This is a genomic window from Arenimonas fontis (assembly GCF_008386465.1).
Taxonomy (GTDB): Bacteria; Pseudomonadota; Gammaproteobacteria; order Xanthomonadales; family Xanthomonadaceae; genus Arenimonas; species Arenimonas fontis.
This window is the reverse complement of record NZ_VUOD01000013.1, coordinates 26,912-42,470: the sequence shown is the minus strand read 5'-3', so window position 1 is coordinate 42,470 and position 15,559 is coordinate 26,912. Positions and strand designations below refer to the sequence as shown.

Here is a 15,559-nt window from a genome sequence, read left to right as displayed (position 1 = left end):
ATCGAAGTCCGCGCCCGTCACCTGCCACGGCGGAGAGACCCCCAAGGCAGCCTCAAACAGCTTGTCAGTCATACCCGATCCCGTACCTGCTCAGGTCCAGCTTACCCACTCGAAATTGAAAAGAGGCCTTCTTTTTTGGCCGGCAAGAATGGCTTCTTGGCAGCCGCCGAGCGCCGAAGCATCGCATTCTCTATCGCTGCACGATCGTCGAACTCAGCGACAACCACAGACCGCTTGCCACTCAAGATTGCGATGACTTCCTGCTCTTTTCCAGACGACCTGATTAGAAGCTCAGAAAGCACCGGCGTAGGAACAATGACCTCTGTCCCGTCTTCATCGAGCGCTTCAAGAAGCCCTTCGATTCGCTCACGACAATGAGTGACCACACCAGTTCCCGTGGAATTCTTGGGGGCCGGCGCGTTGGGGTAGATCAAGTAGATGAGTACGCTTGCATCTACCACGACGCGCATCAGTGCCTCCCCCGGACCAACTGCCTCGCCAGCTCTGTAAGGGCATCTTCGTTCATCTCGCCTCGGAGGCTCGCGGCTACTTCAGAGAAACGAGCAAGACCTAGTTCGGCGATTGCTTCCAAACGAAACGACTTGGTCTCCCATCTCCCTTCGGCCGTCCGTATCAGCCGCGCGGTCCCCTTTAGCTCAATCACTTCGCCCCAAAGATAATCCTTGAGCCTGTTCGCGAGTCCTTCGTCTACGATTTCAGCCGAGAACTCTCGCTGGGTTCCGTACTCTTCAACGCGAGCATGTTTGGTCCGATCTTTTCCTTCGAGGCCAAGGATCCGCCCACGAACCGACACGGACTGCGCAATTGGCCCGATTCGCGCAGCATCCCCAATGCGGTAGCCGAACAACTGGAGGATCTTCGTGCGACCTGTGAGTACCTCAGCGGTGACCTGGTCGGCGCTGATCATCGTTTCAAGTTCAACTGCCGCCCTAGCTGCTTTTGGGTCGGCTAATTGTGGATTCTTGGCTTGCCCAACCCGGTACACGACGGCGGGATAGTTCGCAGCCGGGACCTCTAGGGCGAAATTAACGCTGCCTCGACCAATTTTCTGAAGACGCACGCCGTCGTCCCCGACAAGTGCCGAGACTGCGCGCAGGTACTGGGCGATTCGTTCAATGCTGAAGTCGCTGGGGAACTTCCCCTTCAGCCGGAACGTGACGGTTCGCTTGTTGTCCATGTTGGGTTCACTACGCACTGCGGAGAGGGAATGGTCAAGTGAGCCCTCCTCAGGGGTTGCGACAGCCACGGTGCACCACGGATGCTACATGTAACTAAATAATTAACGTAAGTTATTGCTTTACAGAGGAAAATGTCTCTTGTTTGTCCAGTCCATCATCGGGGCGACCGACAGGCGCCACTGGCCGGCAGCGCCGGCGTCGGGGGTCGTATGCATGGGCCCTAGGATGCCATGCCCCGACGCCAGGCAGGCGTGTTCCGGGCGCCGCGGTACCGGCGAGCGGAGCGCCACCGGCCCGGCCTCGGGCCCGGTGGCGTCGTGTCAGCGCCGGAACGGCCCGGACGCCGCCACCCCCGCGAACCTGACCTCGATCAAGGCTCCCGGCACCTCCCGGACGCAGACTGCCCTCACCCTCCGACCGGAGCACGGCCATGAACCGGGTCAAAGGCAAGGTCTGCATCGTTACCGGCGGCGCGCTCGGCATCGGCCGCGCCTGCGCCGAGCGGCTGGCGGAAGAATCAGCGAGGAAGAGTGGGACCGCGTGCAGGCGGTAAACGTCAAGGGCGTCCTGTTCTGCAGCAAGCACGCCATCCCGCACATGCGACGGGCCGGCCACGGCAGCATCATCCACCTGTCCTCGATCTACGGCCTGGTCGGCGCGCCGGACGTGCCGGCCTACCACGCCAGCAAGGGCGCGGTGCGGCTGATGGCCAAGACCGACGCCATGATCTACGCCCCCGACCGCATCCGGGTGAACTCGGTGCACCCGGGTTACATCTGGACGCCGATGGTGGAAAACCACCTCAAGGCCAGCGGCGCCACCGACCTGGACGCGGCCCGCGCCGAGGTCGGCCGCCTGCATCCGCTGGGCCACATGGGCGAACCCGACGACATTGCCTGGGGCGTGGTCTACCTGGCCAGCGACGAGAGCAAGTTCGTCACCGGCGCCGAGCTGGTCATAGACGGCGGCTACACCGCCCGCTGAGCGCCGCCACGGGCGCGGAAACGGAAGCGGCGGCCCGATGGCCGCCGCTTCGTTCGCCACCTGGAAAGGTGCCGCGCGAGGCTCAGCCGCGGCCGTTGCCCTTGCCCTTGCCGCCCTTTTCCTGGCCCTTGCCCGGAGGCGGGCCACCGGCGGGCTTGCCGCCCTTGCCCGAGGCCGCCGGCGGACCGCCGCGCCCGGCATTGCCCTGCATCCGGCCATGGCCCTTGCCGACATGGCCCTTGAGCGCGTGGAAGGCCGGCGAGCCCGGCTTGATGCCCAGCCGCTGGGCGATCACGCCCCAGCCCTGCGCATGGTCGCGCTCGTAGATGCGCAGGATGTCCAGGCAGGGCCGGCCCAGGTGGTAGGCGATGGCGCAGGCGTAATAGATGTCGCCCGGCGCCCAGCGGCGGTCGTAGTAGTACTCGCGCACCAGGTAACGTGGCGCACCGAAGCCGACCACCACCTCGTCGATGAATCCGTCGGTATTGCCGGCGGCGAACACGTTGATGTCGCCGAGCTGCGCGTCCACGAAGGCGTCGCCGGTGCGCGGGCTGAAGCCGAAGACGAAGTTGTCGATGGCCTGCGCGCCGGCCGACCAGGCCAGGCCCAGACCCAGCACGATTCCGATGATTCCGGTTTTCATGGGCTCGCTCCAGAAGATCCCGCCGGCAGTCTGGCGGAGGCGGGTGAATCCTGGCTTAAAGTCGGCCCAGGCGGTACTCCGGGCCTTGCGACAGCGGCTCGCCATCCGGGCCCAACAGCTCCAGGCTGCCGTCCTCCAGCGGGCGCAGCCGTAGGCGGGCACCCTCGGGGTCGAGCAGGTATTCGGGCCGGCCCCCACGTTCCTGTTCCTGCCACCGGCCCTGCTGGCTGAAGGCGGGCGCCACATCGTCGCCGAGGTAACGCTCTTCGAGCTCGAACCGGTGCTCGCCGTCCTCGCGCAGCAGCCGCAGCCGGGTCTGGATGCCGTCGCAATCGGCGCAGGGCAGCACCCCGAACCACTGGCGATCGAAATCGCCGCCCTGCGCCAGTGCCGGTGCATCGCCCGGCACGCCTGCGGCAGCCTCTTCCTGCCCGGCCTGCTCGCGCCCGCACGCTGCCAGCAGGAGCGCCAGCAACAGCGGCCGAAGAACACGGGAACGCGATGTCGGAACGGGGCTCATCAGCCGCCCATGCTAGCCCCATCCCGGCACCGGCACGAGCGGCGCGGCTCAAACCCCGTTCAGTGCCGCTACGCGTTCATGGAGATGCCCGCCACGCCAGGAGGTGTCCCATGGTCCGCAACCTCGCCCAGCCTTCTCCCTTCGCCGGACTCGACGGCAAGCGCATCGCCGGCACCAGTCTGGTGATCGCCCTGCACGCCCTGGCCTTCGGCGTGCTGATGACGCCCAGCGCCTGGTCGCCGCCGGAACGCCCGATCCGCGAGATGAGCGTGGTGCCGGTCGAGCTGCGGCCGGCGGCGCTGCCCAGGCCACCGCAGCCGCCGCCGGAACAGATACCGCGGCGGCCGGTGCCACGGCCGAGCCCGGGGCCGGCACCGGTGCTGGCGCCGGTGCAGACCGACCCGGCACCGGTGTTCGAGAGCGGTGAGATCCTCGGCGAAGCCGGCGAGGAGGCCACGCCGGCGGCCGACACTTACGATCCCGGCCCGCCGCAACTGGCCCAGCTGGCCTACGATGTCGCGCCGGCGCCGCGTTATCCGCGTTCATCCCTGCGCGCCGGCCACGAAGGCACGGTCTGGCTGCGGGTCCTGGTGGACGAACACGGCCAGCCGCAGTCGGTGGAGATCGAGCGCAGCAGCGGCCATCGCGAGCTCGACCGCGCCGCCCGCGAGCAGGTGCTGAACCGCTGGCGATTCCATCCGGCCCGGCATCAGGGCCGCGCCATCGCCGCCTATGCCCTGGTGCCGATCCGGTTCAGCCTGCCCTGATCGCCCTGAGCGCCTCCCGGGCGCCGAGGGCTTGCGGCCGGCGCCCGGGACGCTCACGCTGACCACACGGGCAGGCCCTTAGGCTGGGGCATCCCGGATCCCTCCAGGAACGTCCATGCGTAGCATCGCCCTCGGCTGCCTGATCGCTGCGATCGCCCTCGCCGCCCCGCCTGTCGCGGCGCAGGACGGCGGCCGCGGGGAAGACCGCAAGGGGCCGCCGCGCTGGACCTTCGGCGGCCTGCTGATCGATCGCGCCGATCCCTACGCCGACATCGATCGCGACCCCTTGCTGGTGCCGCTGGTCCGCTTCGAGGGCGAGCGCGCCTACCTGCGCGGCTTGCGCGCCGGCTGGCGCTTCGTGGACAGGGACGATTTCGAACTGGCCGGTCTCGCCCAGGCCCGCCTCAACGGCTACGAAGCCAAGGATTCGCCGGCGCTGGCCGGCATGGCCCGGCGCAGGTCCAGCCTGGACCTGGGCCTGGCGGCGACCTGGCGCACGCCGCTGGGCGGCATCGAGCTGGCCCTGCTGCAGGATGCGCTCGACCGCAGCGGCGGCCGCGAGGCCAGCCTGACCTGGGGCCTGCCGTTCCGCCGCGGTGGCTGGGGCTTCCTGCCGGCGCTGGCCCTGCGCTGGCAGGATGCCGACCTGGTGGACTACTACTACGGCGTGCGTCCCGGCGAGGCCCTGCCCGACCGGCCCGCCTACGAAGGCGATACTGCCCTGGTAGCCGAACTCTCGCTGCTGGTGGAACGCAGGCTGGGCCCGCGCTGGAGCCTGTTCGCACGTATCGGCCACAGCCGCTATCCCGGCGAGATCGCCGACAGCCCGATCGTCGAACGCGATCACGCCAGCTCGGTGATGATCGGCCTGGGCTGGTCCCCGGCCGACTGAGGGCGCCGCGCCCGCCTCAGCCGCGGCCGCGCAGCCGGGCCAGGGCGCGCTGGTGCAGTTCGCCGATCGCAGCGGGAATCGCCGCGGCGCTGTCCACCCGCACCATGCGGCCGGCATCGGCGTCGGTCACGCCATGTTCCTGCTCGTGCGCCCAGGTGACGTGGTAGGGCATGTGCACGCCCCAGCCGCCCAGTCGCAGCACCGGCTCGATGTCCGAGCGCAGCGAGTTGCCGACCATGACGAAACCCTCCGGCTGCACGCCGAACTCGGCGAACAGGCGGGTGTAGGTCGCCCGGTCCTTCTCCGAAACGATCTCGATGCGGCGGAACAGGTCGGACAGGCCGGAAGCGGCGACTTTGGCTTCCTGATGGAAAAGGTCACCCTTGGTGATCAGCACCACCGGATGACTCTGCGCCACCTCCTCCACCGCGGCGCGGATGTCCGGCAGCAGCTCCACCGGATGCGCCAGCACGCCCTTGCCGATGCCTACGATCCGGTGCAGGTCGGTAGCGCTGATCTTCTCGTGCGTGACCGCCACCGCTGCCTCGATCATGGACAGGGCCATGCCCTTGGCGCCGTAGCCGAACAGCTTGAGGTTGCTGCGTTCGACCTGCAGCAGGCGCTCGTGCAGGTTGGCGTCGGCCAGGTCCACGTACTTGCCGACGATGGCCTCGAACTCGGCCTGGGCCTGCCGGTAATAGCCCTCGCTGTGCCAGAGCGTGTCGTCGCCGTCGAAACCGACCAGGCGGATCATCGCGCCTCCAGCAGTTCCGGCGTCGCCTCGGTGCTGCCGATCACCACGCTACCCACGCGCATGCGGTAGTACGCGTCCGGCACGCGCCCGAACACCTGCCGGGCCGCCTCCGCCACGGCCGGGCCGGGCCCCTCGGCCATCCAGTGCCGGCCGCAGTCGTCGCCCAGATCCTGCGAGCGTTCCATGCGGTGCTCGCCCAGGCCGGCACCGGTGATGCGCTGGCTGCCGGCGCCGCTGGCGAAGATGGCCACGACCTCGGTTTCCGGCCAGGGCCGAACGTGCCAGGCGGTCGCATGCGAGGCGGTCAGCAGCAACGAAACCTGGCCCGGCACCATCACGTCCACCCGGCGGATGGTCTCGCGGCCGGGCTCGCTGTCTTCCAGCGGCGCGCCGGCATCCACCACGAACAGCCGGCCCGGCACCGGCAGGCGCAGGTTCTGGAAACGGCAGGTGCTCCAGTCCGTCCCGACCGGTGCCGCCAGCACCGGCACTTCGGGCTCGGCCGCCGCCGGCGCCGGCGCCTCCTCGGCCGCGCAAGCCGCCAGCAGAACGACCAGCCCAGCCATCCCCGGCACAGCCACCTTCCCCATTCGCCGCCCACCTCCAACCGTGACCGGCGAAGCATACCGCCTTGACGCGGATTTACGCGGATGGACACCAACAGCGCAAAAGCACTTCAAGGAATGGCCCTGGAATCGGTGGAAACCACGCGCTCGCGATGGATCAGGTAGAGGCCGGAGGCAATGACGATGCCGGCGCCGGCGAAAGTCCATCCGTCCGGCAGCGTGTTCCAGACCACCAGATCCAGACCCAGGCCCCAGGCCAGGGCGCTGTATTCGAAAGGGGCCACCACCGAGGCCTCGCCGGACCGGAAAGCCTCGGTGATCGCCACCTGGCCCAGGAAGCCTGTCAGGCCGACGCCCGCCAGCACCCAGGCGTCGTCGCCGCGCAGCGGGACCCAGCCCGGCAGTGACAGCAGGCTGGCGAACAGCGCGGTCATGGCGATCATCCAGAACACCAGGCTGTGCGAACTGTCGGTGCGATGCAGGATCCGCACCATGATCGCCGAGAGCGCATAGCCGGCGGCGGCGGCCAGCACCGCCAGGCCGGCCAGGCTGGCCACGCCCTCGCCGCCCGGCCGCAGTGCCACCAGCACGCCGGCCAGGCCGGCGCCGATGGCGGCCCAGCGCCGCAGGCCGACCTTCTCGCCCAGCAGCGGCACCGACAGCGCGGTGATCAGCAGCGGCGCCACGAAGAACAGCGCGTAGGCGCTGGTCAGCGGCATGCGGTGGATGGCGTAGGCGAAGGCGGCGAGCATGCCGATGGACAGGCCCGCGCGCAGCAGGTGCAGGCCCCAGCGCACCCGCCACAGGGTGTGGAAGCGGCCGCTGGCCAGCACCCACAGGCTCACCAGCGGCAGCGCCGACAGGCCGCGCAGCGCCGCCACCTGCAGTGGCGGGTAATGCCCGGCCAGATGCTTTAGCCCGCCGTCCATCAGCGAGAAGCAGCCGACCGCCAGCAGCATCGCGACGATGCCGCGAAGGTTCCGGGAGGATTCCATCGCGGCATTGTCGCCCAGGGCGAACGGCCCAGACAGTGGGGCGTGCCGCCTGGGACGGGCGCTGCCGATCCGGGCGGCGCCGGCCCGGCTACTCAAGGCCGGGCGCGCGGTGCGTCCGGGTCGCGGCAGGTCTCGACGACCCAGTCGCGCAGGCGTTGCTTCTGCGCCTCGCCCAACACCAGGATGTCGTCCAGGGCCAGGGCCTGGTCCTGGAAATCGTGCGCCAGGTGGCATTGGCTCTTGCGTTCCTCGCGCCGGCGCTCCTGTTCGCGCGCCTGCGCCTCCGCTTCGGCCTGCGCTTGTCGCCGCGCCTGCTCGGCGGCGCGCTCGGCTTCGGCCTGGGCGGCGGCGCGCGCCGCCAGTTCTTCCGGGCCCGGCTCGGGTTCGGGCCTGACCTCGCGTTTCCAGACCTGGCGTGTGCCGCGCGGGCAAGGCTCGTGCTGGATGCTCACCGCGCCCTTCTCGCCCTCGCACTTGTACAGCGAAGCGGCCGGCGACGCGGCCGGCACCGCCCCGAGCAGGACCAGGCACGTCAGCGACCGCACGGCGCTCATGCGGCTTGCTCCGATGCCGGCCGGCACAGGCGATGGAAAGGAATCCGGGCGCGCAGGCGGTAGCCGTTGCGCTCGTAGAGCTCCAGAGCCCGGCGATTCTCCGGGCTAACGTGCAGGAAGGGCGTCAGCCCGCCCTCCAGCAGGTCGTTGGACAGGAAGGCCATCAGCCGGCGCGCCAGGCCGCGGCCGAGGAAATCCGGATGGGTGCAGATGGCGCTGAGCTCCCGGAACCCGGCCGGGCCCATGCGTTCGCCGGCCATGGCCGCCAGCCGGCCATCCAGGTAGATGCCGAAGTAGCGGCCCAGGGCGGTGGTCCGCGAGCGGAAGTAGTGCGGATAGACCAGGGCCACCAGCGCATGGATGTCGCCCTGATGGGCGTCGCCCAGTTCGACGATGTCCGGGCCCGGCTGAGCGGGCAGCGGCGCCGGGCAGTGCATCTGCACCAGCTCGATGATCGGCTCCAGCCGCCAGCCCGCCGGCGCCTGCGGCAAGGGGCCCAGCAGCAGGGTTTCCTCGCCCGGTGCCACCAGCTCGTGCAGGGCATCGTCCACCCTCAGGCCCGGCTCGCGCACCCCCAGGAAGGGAGCGATCCCGGCCGGGTAACGCAATACGCCGTCGCGGCCCAGGGCCAGCGGCGAATGCCGGCCGGCAAGGGATTCCCAGACCGGATTGTCGAGCGGGTGCATGGCGCGAGTCTGCCGCGCCGGCGCCTGGCCCGGAAGGGCCGGCAGGCTCAGTCGGTTCCGTCCAGGCTCAGCAGGTCGTCCGGGTCCGCCAGCAGGTCCAGTTCGATGGCCTCGTCGTCCGGCAGGCGCAGGTCGGCGGTGCCGTCGGCGGCATCCAGGGCCGCCGCCTCGACCTCGGCCTCGTCCGGCGCCGACTCCCAGTCCCGGATCAGGGCCTGGGCCTGTTCGGCCTCGGCCTCCTCCACCACCACCCGGATCAGGCCGGTCCCTGGCACTTCGGGGATGGCGCCGGCCACGTTCGGGCCGAACACGTGGGCGTGGATACCGGCCCCCGTCAGCAGGTCGCGGACCAGCTGGGCGTCGAGGGCGCTCTGGGCGATGTAGACGGGGACCATGACCTCTCCAAAGCCCGCCCGGGGCGGCGGGCCGAATGCCTGCTCGCCGCCCATTGGGCCGGGCCGGCCCGCCCATGAACTGTGATGCAGTTCACACTTTTCCCGGATTTCGGGCACTCGGTCACGGTTTGCTGACGAGCGGAGGCCGTCTCGCCAGCGACCGGAAGGCGCCGGCAGCGCGAACCCGGGGGTGGCCGCTGCGGGTGTCCTGGCCGCTGCGGGTATCCTTGGCGGGCGCTCCTGCAGGGGGAGCAGGAAATCCACGCCTCCATGTCCACGCTCAAGTCCATCCATGCGCGGGTGATCGCGCCCCAGGACAGCCCCGACGCCATCCCGCTGACGCTCAGGCCCGGCGACGTGGTGCAGGTGCGCCACGCCCATCCCGACCGGCCGGGCTATGTCTGGGTGGAGGACGGCCAGCTCAGCGCCGGCTGGGTGCCGATGGACCTGATCGACACCAACGCCGGCCGGCCCACGGCCAAGGCCGAGTACTGCAGTGCCGAACTCAGCGTGCAGCCCGGCGACAGCGTCCGCCTGATCTGGGAGGATCCCGCCCACGGCGCCTGCTGGTGCGAGGACCGGCACAGCGAGCGGGGCTGGGTGCGGAACGAGTGCTTGCGGTTCGAGTCGTCCGAAGGCTGATCGGCGACTACCTGCACGCCTCGTGGATCGCGTCTCCGTGACGGCGCAGGCCGTCGTGGGTGATCTGATTCAGAGGCCTTCGCCGGTACGCCGCATCCGCCGCCCTTGCTGTCCTGCAGGCAGCGCTGCGTTCGCCCTTCTCCGGCGCGCGCGGTTGGTCCCACGACCATGACGCCTGCGAGGGTGGCGTCCGTTCGTCGCCGCCAAGGGTAGTGCGCCTGCCCCGGAGCGGCTCGGCTTCCGGCGTGGCATCACGCTCCCACACCTGCCGGCTGCCTGGAGGACAGGACTGCGACTGGATGCTGACCTGCCCGTCCGCCGCCACGCACTTGTAAAGCAGGTGCACCCGGCGTCGGACGGGCCTGGGCGCCGACGGCGGTACGCGATCATTAGCCGGCGGGCGCGAAAGGTGAACGGGCTCGCCGACAGATGCCGGCGCTGGCACCGAGGTGGTGGTCACCGCGACATACGCCGCCGCCGACAGGATCGCCGCCGCGCCAAACGAAGCGACGATGTTGGACAGCGGGAATTCCCGGGAATGACGCGACTTGTCGCGGCCCTGTTTCCAGGCGGAAACACCCGCGAACAACGCGAACGCTGCCGTGATGACGGCCAGCAGGACAAAGGCCAGGGCAAGATTCCGATCCCCATGCCCGGCCATCACGCCGGCGATGGCCAGATCGGCGAAAGCCAGGCCAAGCAGCAGCCAGAAGCTCCTCACGATCTCCTCCCCTGTTTCACCAAGGAGGATACACGCGGACGCAAAGGCCCTCCGGCCGTCGCCGGAGGGCCTTTTCGCGCGATCAGCTCAACCGCACTTGCTGTAGCCGCAGTTCAGGCAGGTGGCGCAGCCGTCCATGATCACGGTGGCCTTGGTGTTGCACTTGCTGCACATGGTGGCGCTGGGCGGGAAGCTGGTGCCCTCGCCGGTGACGGCCACGGACTCGTTGCTGCCCGGTTCCGGGCCGGCCTTGGACTTGCCCTTGGCGCGGGCCTCGTAGGCGGCGCGCTTCTCGGCGATCAGGCGCTTCTGTTCCTCGCCCAGCTCCGGGTCGACGATCATGCCGATGGACTTCAGGTGCTCCTCCACCACCGAGCCGATCTCGGCGACGATGGACGGCATGTAGACGCCGCCGGCCTTGAAATAGCCGCCGCGCGGATCGAACACCGCCTTCATCTCGTCCACCAGGAAGGTGACGTCGCCGCCCTTGCGGAACACCGCGCTCATGATCCGGGTCAGGGCCACGATCCACTGGAAGTGGTCCATGTTTTTGGAGTTGATGAACACCTCGAACGGACGGCGCAGCTCGTGTTCGGTGCCCGGGTTGAGCACGATGTCGTTGATGGTCACGTACATCGCGTGCTCGACCAGGGGCGACTTGATCTTGTAGGTCGAGCCGACCAGGACGTCGGGCCGCTCCACCTTCTCGTGCATCTGGATGATGTTGGAATCCGGCTCGGCGCGGGCGACGGGTGCGGCAGCGGGAGCAGCCTCCTTGGCCTTGTCCTCCGGCTTCTGCACGCTGTAACCCTTGATTTTCTTGTTGATCTTGATGGCCATGCCTGGTTCCGTGGTGTGGATCTGCTGGGGAATTCCGGGGCCCGGAGCCCCCCGCCGCGCGGACGGCGGGGGGACGGGGTACGACAATCGGGACAGCCGTCGGCGTCAACGCTTCCTGGCAACCTTTCGGGCCGTCTTGCGGGCCGCCGGCTTGCGCGCGGCAGCCTTTTTCGCCGCCGCCTTCCTCGCGGCGGGTTTCCTGGCGGCGGCCTTGCGGGCCGGCGCCTTCTTCTTCACGACCTTGCGCGCTGCCGCCTTCTTGGCGGCGGGCTTGCGCACGGCCTTTTTCGTCGCCTTCTTCGCGGCGGTCTTTCCGGCCGCCTTCTTCGCGGCTTTCTTCGCCGGCTTTCTCTTGCCGGCCACCGCGCCCTCGACGGCCTTCACCGCGGCGGCGACCTTCTTCTTCGCCTTGCCGGCGGCCTTGCGAACCGCCTTGGCCGGAGCCGAGGCCCGGGCCTTGCGCACGCCCGCCTTCGCCTTGCGGATGACCGGGGCCGCCGCCTCGCGCGCCGCCTCGACCACCTCGCCGGCCCGGCTCGCGATCGCGCCGCCGATCTCGGAGGCCTTCTCGCCGACTGTTTCCGCGGCAGTGGAGATCGCCGCCGTCACGCCATTTCCATTGCTCATGACACAGTTCCTCGTCAGGGTCACCGCTCAGAACTTGCCGTAGTAGCCTTCCTTGAGCGCGTCGAAGAGATTGGCGGCGGTATGCACCTCGCCGTCGTACTCGATCTCCTCGTTGCCCTTGGCCTCCACCACGGTGCCGTCCTCGAGCTCGAAGCGGTAGGTCGTGTTCTCGAGGTCCTGCTCCTTCACCAGCACGCCCTGGAAGGCGGCCGGGTTGAAGCGGAAGGTCGTGCAGCCTTTCAGGCCCTGCCTGTAGGCGTACATGTAGATGTCCTTGAAGTCCTCGTACGGGTAGTCGGTCGGGACGTTGGCGGTCTTGGAAATGGAGCTGTCCACCCACTTCTGCGCCGCCGCCTGGATGTCCACGTGCTCCTTCGGGGTGATGTCGTCGGCCGAGACGAAGTAGTCCGGCAGACGGCTCTTCTCGTCGCTGGCGAAGGGCATCGCGTCCGGATTGACCAGGGTGCGGTAGGCCAGCAGCTCGTAGCTGTACACCTCGACCTTCTCCTTGGTCTTCTTGCCCTCGCGGATGACGTTGCGGCTGTAGTGGTGGGCGAAGCTGGGCTCGATGCCGTTGCTGGCGTTGTTGGCCAGCGACAGCGAGATGGTGCCGGTCGGGGCGATCGAGCTGTGGTGGGTGAAGCGCGCGCCCACCTCGCTCAGCTCCTTCACCAGGTCCGGCGCCACCTCGGCCACCCGCTGCATGTAGCGCGAATACAGCGCGTGCAGCTGCCGACCCTTGATCTTCTCGCCGACCTTCCAGCCGTCCCGCTTCATTTCCGGTCGCTTGCGAAGCATCTCGGCGGTGACGGTGAATTCCTCGTCCATGATCGGCGCCGGGCCCTTTTCCCTGGCCAGGCTCAGCGCGACCTCCCAGCCGGCCAGGGCCATCTCCCGGGACACGTCCTCGGTGAACTGCACCGACTCGCCGCTGCCGTACCTCATCCGCAGCATGGTCAGGGTGCTGCCCAGGCCGAGGAAGCCCATGCCATGCCGGCGCTTGCGCATGATCTCGTCGCGCTGCTGTTGCAGCGGCAGGCCGTTGATCTCCACCACGTTGTCGAGCATGCGGGTGAACACCCGCACCACCTCCCGGTACTCCTCCCAGTCGAAGTGGGCGTTGTCGGTGAACGGCTCGCGCACGAACTTGGTCAGGTTGACCGAGCCCAGCAGGCAGGCGCCGTAGGGCGGCAGCGGCTGCTCGCCGCAGTTGTGGGCATGCAGGCCATTGGCATCGAATGTGTTGATGCCGGGCACCTGGACGTCGAACACGTCCTCGACGCCGTCCTCCGCCACCGCCTCGACGGTGGCGACGAATCGCTCGCGGTTCAGCATGCGGCGATAACCGGACAGGGCGGCTTTCAGGCGCGCCGCCTTGGCGGCATCGGCGAAACCGACACGCTCGGCGAACACCGCCAGGTTGTCGCCGCTGATCACCAGCTCGTGCTGGGCCTCGGTGGGGTAGGCGCGGACGCCGCCGCGGCCGTCCGGCAGCATGGCCTGGCCGGCCGGACGGCGGTTGCGGTAGATGACCGAGGCGATGCCGAGCCGCAACAGCATGCGCTGCGCGGCCTCCAGGCGCGACAGGTCGGACTGCGCCAGGCGGACGCTGACACCCTTGTCCTGGCTGCCCTGGACACTGCCGTCGGCATCGAACAGGCCACGCAGGAAGCCGCGATGGAAATCGCTGGAGGTCTTCTCGAGCGCGGGGGTGATGGCCTTCTTGCCGGGCTCGAGGCCTAGCGAGAAGGCGAGATCGCGCAAGGCGGCCGACTTCAGACGGAACTCGCCGCGGCCGGCCACCGGACTCCAGCCGGCGAAATCGCTGCGATGCGGCAGGGCCCGGGCGCAGCGCAGCGCTTCCTCCATCAAGGCCACGGGCGCAGCCACACCGACGGCATTGGCCGCCGCGGCCGGCGTCCAGGCCGAGAGCACGGCGCCATCGGCCTTGAGCGTGCCGTCGCCGACCAGCAGGCCCAGCAGGAAGCCCTCGTCGTATCCGTGTGCGCCGGGCCATTCGGCGCCCCGGCGATGGTCGTTGAGCAGCACGCGGTCGCCGGGCTGCAGGCGCCCGGCCTCGCACCACTCGGTACGCACCGACCAGCGCGAAAGCTGGGTGACCCGGCGCACGCGGTGATCGGCGGTGAGACGCAGGGCATGGCCTTCGACCGTCTGCAGGCGCAGCACCGCCTTGGTCGCGGTACGGAAGAAACCCTCACTGCCGGTGGCATGGTCGCGACCGTCCACCCTCGCCAGGAAAGGCGTGCCGACCAGGTCGGCCACCTGACGCGGACCTTCGCCGGTCTGCACCCAGGTGTCGGCGGTCACGCACGGGTTGGTGGCGCGGATGTTCTCGCACCACCAGTTGTTGTTCATCTCGTTGACGCGGTCGATCAGGATGAAGCCCGGCTCGGCGTAGTCGTAGGTGGAGGCCATGATGCGGTTCCACAGCTGCCGCGCCTTGATGTGGCCGTAGATCCTGCAGGCCACCATGCCGTCCTCGCGCACCACGTAGTTGCTGGTGTGCGGCCAGTCGCGCCAGACCACCTGGGCCGGGTCCTTCAGGTCCACGTCGCCGGCTTCCTTGACGTTCACCGGGAACACCAGCGGCCAGTCGCCGTCGGCCTCGACCGCCTGCATGAACTCGTCGGTGACCAGCAGCGAGAGGTTGAACTGGCGCAGGCGGCCGTCCTCGCGCTTGGCGCCGATGAACTCCTTCACGTCCGGGTGGCTGACATCGAAGGTGCCCATCTGGGCGCCGCGGCGACCGCCGGCCGAGCTGACCGTGAAGCACATCTTGTCGTAGATGTCCATGAACGACAGCGGGCCCGAGGTGTAGGCGCCGGCGCCGGACACGTAGGCGCCGCGCGGGCGCAGGGTGCTGAACTCGTAGCCGATGCCACAGCCGGCCTTCAGGGTCAGGCCGGCCTCGTGCACCTTGGCCAGGATGTCGTCCATCGAGTCGGTGATGGTGCCCGACACGGTGCAGTTGATCGTGCTGGTGGCCGGCTTGTGCTCCAGGGCGCCGGCGTTGGAGGTGATGCGGCCGGCGGGGATGGCGCCGCGGCGCAGCGCCCAGAGGAAGCGCTCGTACCAGTACTTCTGCTTCTCGGCAGTGGGCTCGGCCTCGGACAGGGCCCTGGCGACGCGCTTGTAGGTGTCGTCAATGGTCGCGTCGACCGGTTCGCCCTTCTTGGTCTTCAGGCGGTACTTCTTGTCCCAGATGTCGTACGACGCCGGCTGCATCTCGATCTCTCGGGATGCCTTCTTCTTGACCGCCTCCAGGCGAACCGTGCTCATGTGTCCTTCCGTCCTCCCGGGTCGCCCCCTTCCGGCGGGGCGCCCTGTTCTGTGGTTATCCGCGTTGGCCGGGGCGGCGAACGGCGAGGAACGCCCCCGCCGCCGGGGCGCTGCCCCGCGGCAAAAGCCATGTCCTGTCCGGTTTCCGCATGCCGTTTCGCCGCCGCGTCGTGCAAGCCTGCCGACCCCAAAGCCTTGGGGTCGCCCCCCGCCGCCAGACACAAGATGTAGTGGCAGCGGAAGGCAAAGCTACCCCTCGGCACCGGGGCTGTCAACCGCCGGACACAGGCGACGGCGGAAGAAAAACTCCAATCCCATCAAGCCCCTGGAAAACACTTCCAGAATGTCCTGAAACCGCGGGGGATTGCGTTCCCGCCGGCCGGGGCGGCGGCGGACACGCCTTCCGGCCCTTGTCCAGCCCCGGTCCAGCGCCTATCTGGTATGGCATTCCGACACCGGCATCGCCCCTCCGGG

The 15,559-nt window shown here is 69.0% G+C and carries 18 protein-coding genes; 4 read left to right on the top strand and 14 right to left on the bottom strand.

Translation table 11 applies throughout. The features are described from left to right. Positions 1-101: 101 nt before the first annotated feature. Together F0415_RS11765 and F0415_RS11760 are read right to left on the bottom strand one after the other, a co-directional pair. Complete coding sequence (locus F0415_RS11765) at positions 102-470, bottom strand: PIN domain-containing protein (RefSeq protein WP_149861420.1); 369 nt, start codon at positions 468-470, stop codon at positions 102-104. Then, entirely contained in the window at positions 470-1,198 is a 729-nt protein-coding gene (locus F0415_RS11760; RefSeq protein ID WP_149861419.1) for a hypothetical protein, read from the bottom strand. The genes F0415_RS11765 and F0415_RS11760 overlap by 1 nt, the downstream gene beginning before the upstream one ends. A 214-nt stretch (positions 1,199-1,412) precedes the next feature. On the opposite strand from F0415_RS11760, the gene F0415_RS12880 reads away from it, so the two are divergent. Next, positions 1,413-2,183, top strand: coding sequence for an SDR family oxidoreductase (locus tag F0415_RS12880; protein WP_425457848.1), 771 nt, complete (start codon positions 1,413-1,415; stop codon positions 2,181-2,183). 82 nt (positions 2,184-2,265) lie between these two features. Here the strand turns inward: F0415_RS12880 and F0415_RS11750 are convergent, their stop codons facing one another. Together F0415_RS11750 and F0415_RS11745 are read right to left on the bottom strand one after the other, a co-directional pair. Further along, positions 2,266-2,826: a hypothetical protein gene (locus F0415_RS11750; RefSeq protein ID WP_149861418.1), complete on the bottom strand. Its 561-nt coding sequence runs from the start codon at positions 2,824-2,826 to the stop codon at positions 2,266-2,268. Positions 2,827-2,881: 55 nt separating this feature from the next. After that, positions 2,882-3,346 carry a copper resistance protein NlpE gene (locus F0415_RS11745; protein ID WP_149861417.1) on the bottom strand — a complete coding sequence of 155 codons (465 nt, stop codon included), beginning with the start codon at positions 3,344-3,346 and terminating at the stop codon, positions 2,882-2,884. A 110-nt stretch (positions 3,347-3,456) separates the two neighbouring features. Between F0415_RS11745 and F0415_RS11740 the strand changes: the two genes are divergently transcribed. Together F0415_RS11740 and F0415_RS11735 are read left to right on the top strand one after the other, a co-directional pair. After that, positions 3,457-4,113, top strand: a complete 657-nt coding sequence (locus F0415_RS11740) for an energy transducer TonB (protein WP_149861416.1) — start codon at positions 3,457-3,459, stop codon at positions 4,111-4,113. A 115-nt stretch (positions 4,114-4,228) separates the two neighbouring features. Beyond that, positions 4,229-5,005: a MipA/OmpV family protein gene (locus F0415_RS11735; protein ID WP_149861415.1), complete on the top strand. Its 777-nt coding sequence runs from the start codon at positions 4,229-4,231 to the stop codon at positions 5,003-5,005. A 16-nt stretch (positions 5,006-5,021) separates the two neighbouring features. On the opposite strand, the gene F0415_RS11730 is transcribed toward F0415_RS11735, so the two are convergent. From F0415_RS11730 to F0415_RS12625, 6 genes are all read right to left on the bottom strand, one after another. Further along, positions 5,022-5,759 (bottom strand): HAD family hydrolase, encoded by a 738-nt coding sequence (locus F0415_RS11730; RefSeq protein ID WP_149861414.1) that lies wholly within the window; start codon positions 5,757-5,759, stop codon positions 5,022-5,024. Then, a complete protein-coding gene (locus F0415_RS11725) occupies positions 5,756-6,325 on the bottom strand; it encodes a hypothetical protein (protein WP_149861413.1) in 570 nt (189 codons plus the stop codon). Before F0415_RS11725 ends, F0415_RS11730 begins: the two co-directional genes overlap by 4 nt. Positions 6,326-6,435: 110 nt before the next feature. Then, the gene (locus tag F0415_RS11720) at positions 6,436-7,320 is read right to left on the bottom strand and encodes a DMT family transporter (RefSeq protein ID WP_149861412.1); all 885 of its coding nucleotides are present in this window, start codon (positions 7,318-7,320) and stop codon (positions 6,436-6,438) included. Positions 7,321-7,412: 92 nt separating this feature from the next. Beyond that, a complete protein-coding gene (locus F0415_RS11715) occupies positions 7,413-7,874 on the bottom strand; it encodes a DUF4124 domain-containing protein (RefSeq protein ID WP_149861411.1) in 462 nt (153 codons plus the stop codon). Then, positions 7,871-8,560 carry a GNAT family N-acetyltransferase gene (locus tag F0415_RS11710; protein WP_149861410.1) on the bottom strand — a complete coding sequence of 230 codons (690 nt, stop codon included), beginning with the start codon at positions 8,558-8,560 and terminating at the stop codon, positions 7,871-7,873. Before F0415_RS11710 ends, F0415_RS11715 begins: the two co-directional genes overlap by 4 nt. A gap of 47 nt (positions 8,561-8,607) precedes the next feature. Beyond that, entirely contained in the window at positions 8,608-8,955 is a 348-nt protein-coding gene (locus tag F0415_RS12625) for a putative signal transducing protein (RefSeq protein WP_188310379.1), read from the bottom strand. A gap of 270 nt (positions 8,956-9,225) precedes the next feature. Here F0415_RS12625 and F0415_RS11700 point away from each other — a divergent pair, with 270 nt between their 5' ends. Then, a complete protein-coding gene (locus F0415_RS11700) occupies positions 9,226-9,597 on the top strand; it encodes an SH3 domain-containing protein (protein WP_188310378.1) in 372 nt (123 codons plus the stop codon). Positions 9,598-9,604: 7 nt separating this feature from the next. Here the strand turns inward: F0415_RS11700 and F0415_RS11695 are convergent, their stop codons facing one another. The 4 genes from F0415_RS11695 to F0415_RS11680 form a co-directional block, all read right to left on the bottom strand. Then, positions 9,605-10,318 carry a hypothetical protein gene (locus F0415_RS11695; RefSeq protein WP_149861407.1) on the bottom strand — a complete coding sequence of 238 codons (714 nt, stop codon included), beginning with the start codon at positions 10,316-10,318 and terminating at the stop codon, positions 9,605-9,607. Positions 10,319-10,405: 87 nt separating this feature from the next. After that, positions 10,406-11,158, bottom strand: coding sequence for a TSCPD domain-containing protein (locus F0415_RS11690; RefSeq protein WP_149861406.1), 753 nt, complete (start codon positions 11,156-11,158; stop codon positions 10,406-10,408). 105 nt (positions 11,159-11,263) lie between these two features. Next, positions 11,264-11,767, bottom strand: a complete 504-nt coding sequence (locus tag F0415_RS12875) for a histone (protein WP_149861405.1) — start codon at positions 11,765-11,767, stop codon at positions 11,264-11,266. A 45-nt stretch (positions 11,768-11,812) separates the two neighbouring features. Continuing rightward, positions 11,813-15,085, bottom strand: a complete 3,273-nt coding sequence (locus F0415_RS11680) for an LAGLIDADG family homing endonuclease (protein ID WP_149861404.1) — start codon at positions 15,083-15,085, stop codon at positions 11,813-11,815. Positions 15,086-15,559 lie beyond the last annotated feature (474 nt).

Bases quoted from the DNA above. Each gene is read 5' to 3' on its own strand.
- F0415_RS11765 (WP_149861420.1), bottom strand. From the start codon at position 470: ATGCGCGTCGTGGTAGATGCAAGCGTACTCATCTACTTGATCTACCCC.
- F0415_RS11760 (WP_149861419.1), bottom strand. From the start codon at position 1,198: ATGGACAACAAGCGAACCGTCACGTTCCGGCTGAAGGGGAAGTTCCCC.
- F0415_RS12880 (WP_425457848.1), top strand. From the start codon at position 1,413: ATGGGCCCTAGGATGCCATGCCCCGACGCCAGGCAGGCGTGTTCCGGG.
- F0415_RS11750 (WP_149861418.1), bottom strand. From the start codon at position 2,826: ATGAAAACCGGAATCATCGGAATCGTGCTGGGTCTGGGCCTGGCCTGG.
- F0415_RS11745 (WP_149861417.1), bottom strand. From the start codon at position 3,346: ATGAGCCCCGTTCCGACATCGCGTTCCCGTGTTCTTCGGCCGCTGTTG.
- F0415_RS11740 (WP_149861416.1), top strand. From the start codon at position 3,457: ATGGTCCGCAACCTCGCCCAGCCTTCTCCCTTCGCCGGACTCGACGGC.
- F0415_RS11735 (WP_149861415.1), top strand. From the start codon at position 4,229: ATGCGTAGCATCGCCCTCGGCTGCCTGATCGCTGCGATCGCCCTCGCC.
- F0415_RS11730 (WP_149861414.1), bottom strand. From the start codon at position 5,759: ATGATCCGCCTGGTCGGTTTCGACGGCGACGACACGCTCTGGCACAGC.
- F0415_RS11725 (WP_149861413.1), bottom strand. From the start codon at position 6,325: ATGGCTGGGCTGGTCGTTCTGCTGGCGGCTTGCGCGGCCGAGGAGGCG.
- F0415_RS11720 (WP_149861412.1), bottom strand. From the start codon at position 7,320: ATGGAATCCTCCCGGAACCTTCGCGGCATCGTCGCGATGCTGCTGGCG.
- F0415_RS11715 (WP_149861411.1), bottom strand. From the start codon at position 7,874: ATGAGCGCCGTGCGGTCGCTGACGTGCCTGGTCCTGCTCGGGGCGGTG.
- F0415_RS11710 (WP_149861410.1), bottom strand. From the start codon at position 8,560: ATGCACCCGCTCGACAATCCGGTCTGGGAATCCCTTGCCGGCCGGCAT.
- F0415_RS12625 (WP_188310379.1), bottom strand. From the start codon at position 8,955: ATGGTCCCCGTCTACATCGCCCAGAGCGCCCTCGACGCCCAGCTGGTC.
- F0415_RS11700 (WP_188310378.1), top strand. From the start codon at position 9,226: ATGTCCACGCTCAAGTCCATCCATGCGCGGGTGATCGCGCCCCAGGAC.
- F0415_RS11690 (WP_149861406.1), bottom strand. From the start codon at position 11,158: ATGGCCATCAAGATCAACAAGAAAATCAAGGGTTACAGCGTGCAGAAG.
- F0415_RS11680 (WP_149861404.1), bottom strand. From the start codon at position 15,085: ATGAGCACGGTTCGCCTGGAGGCGGTCAAGAAGAAGGCATCCCGAGAG.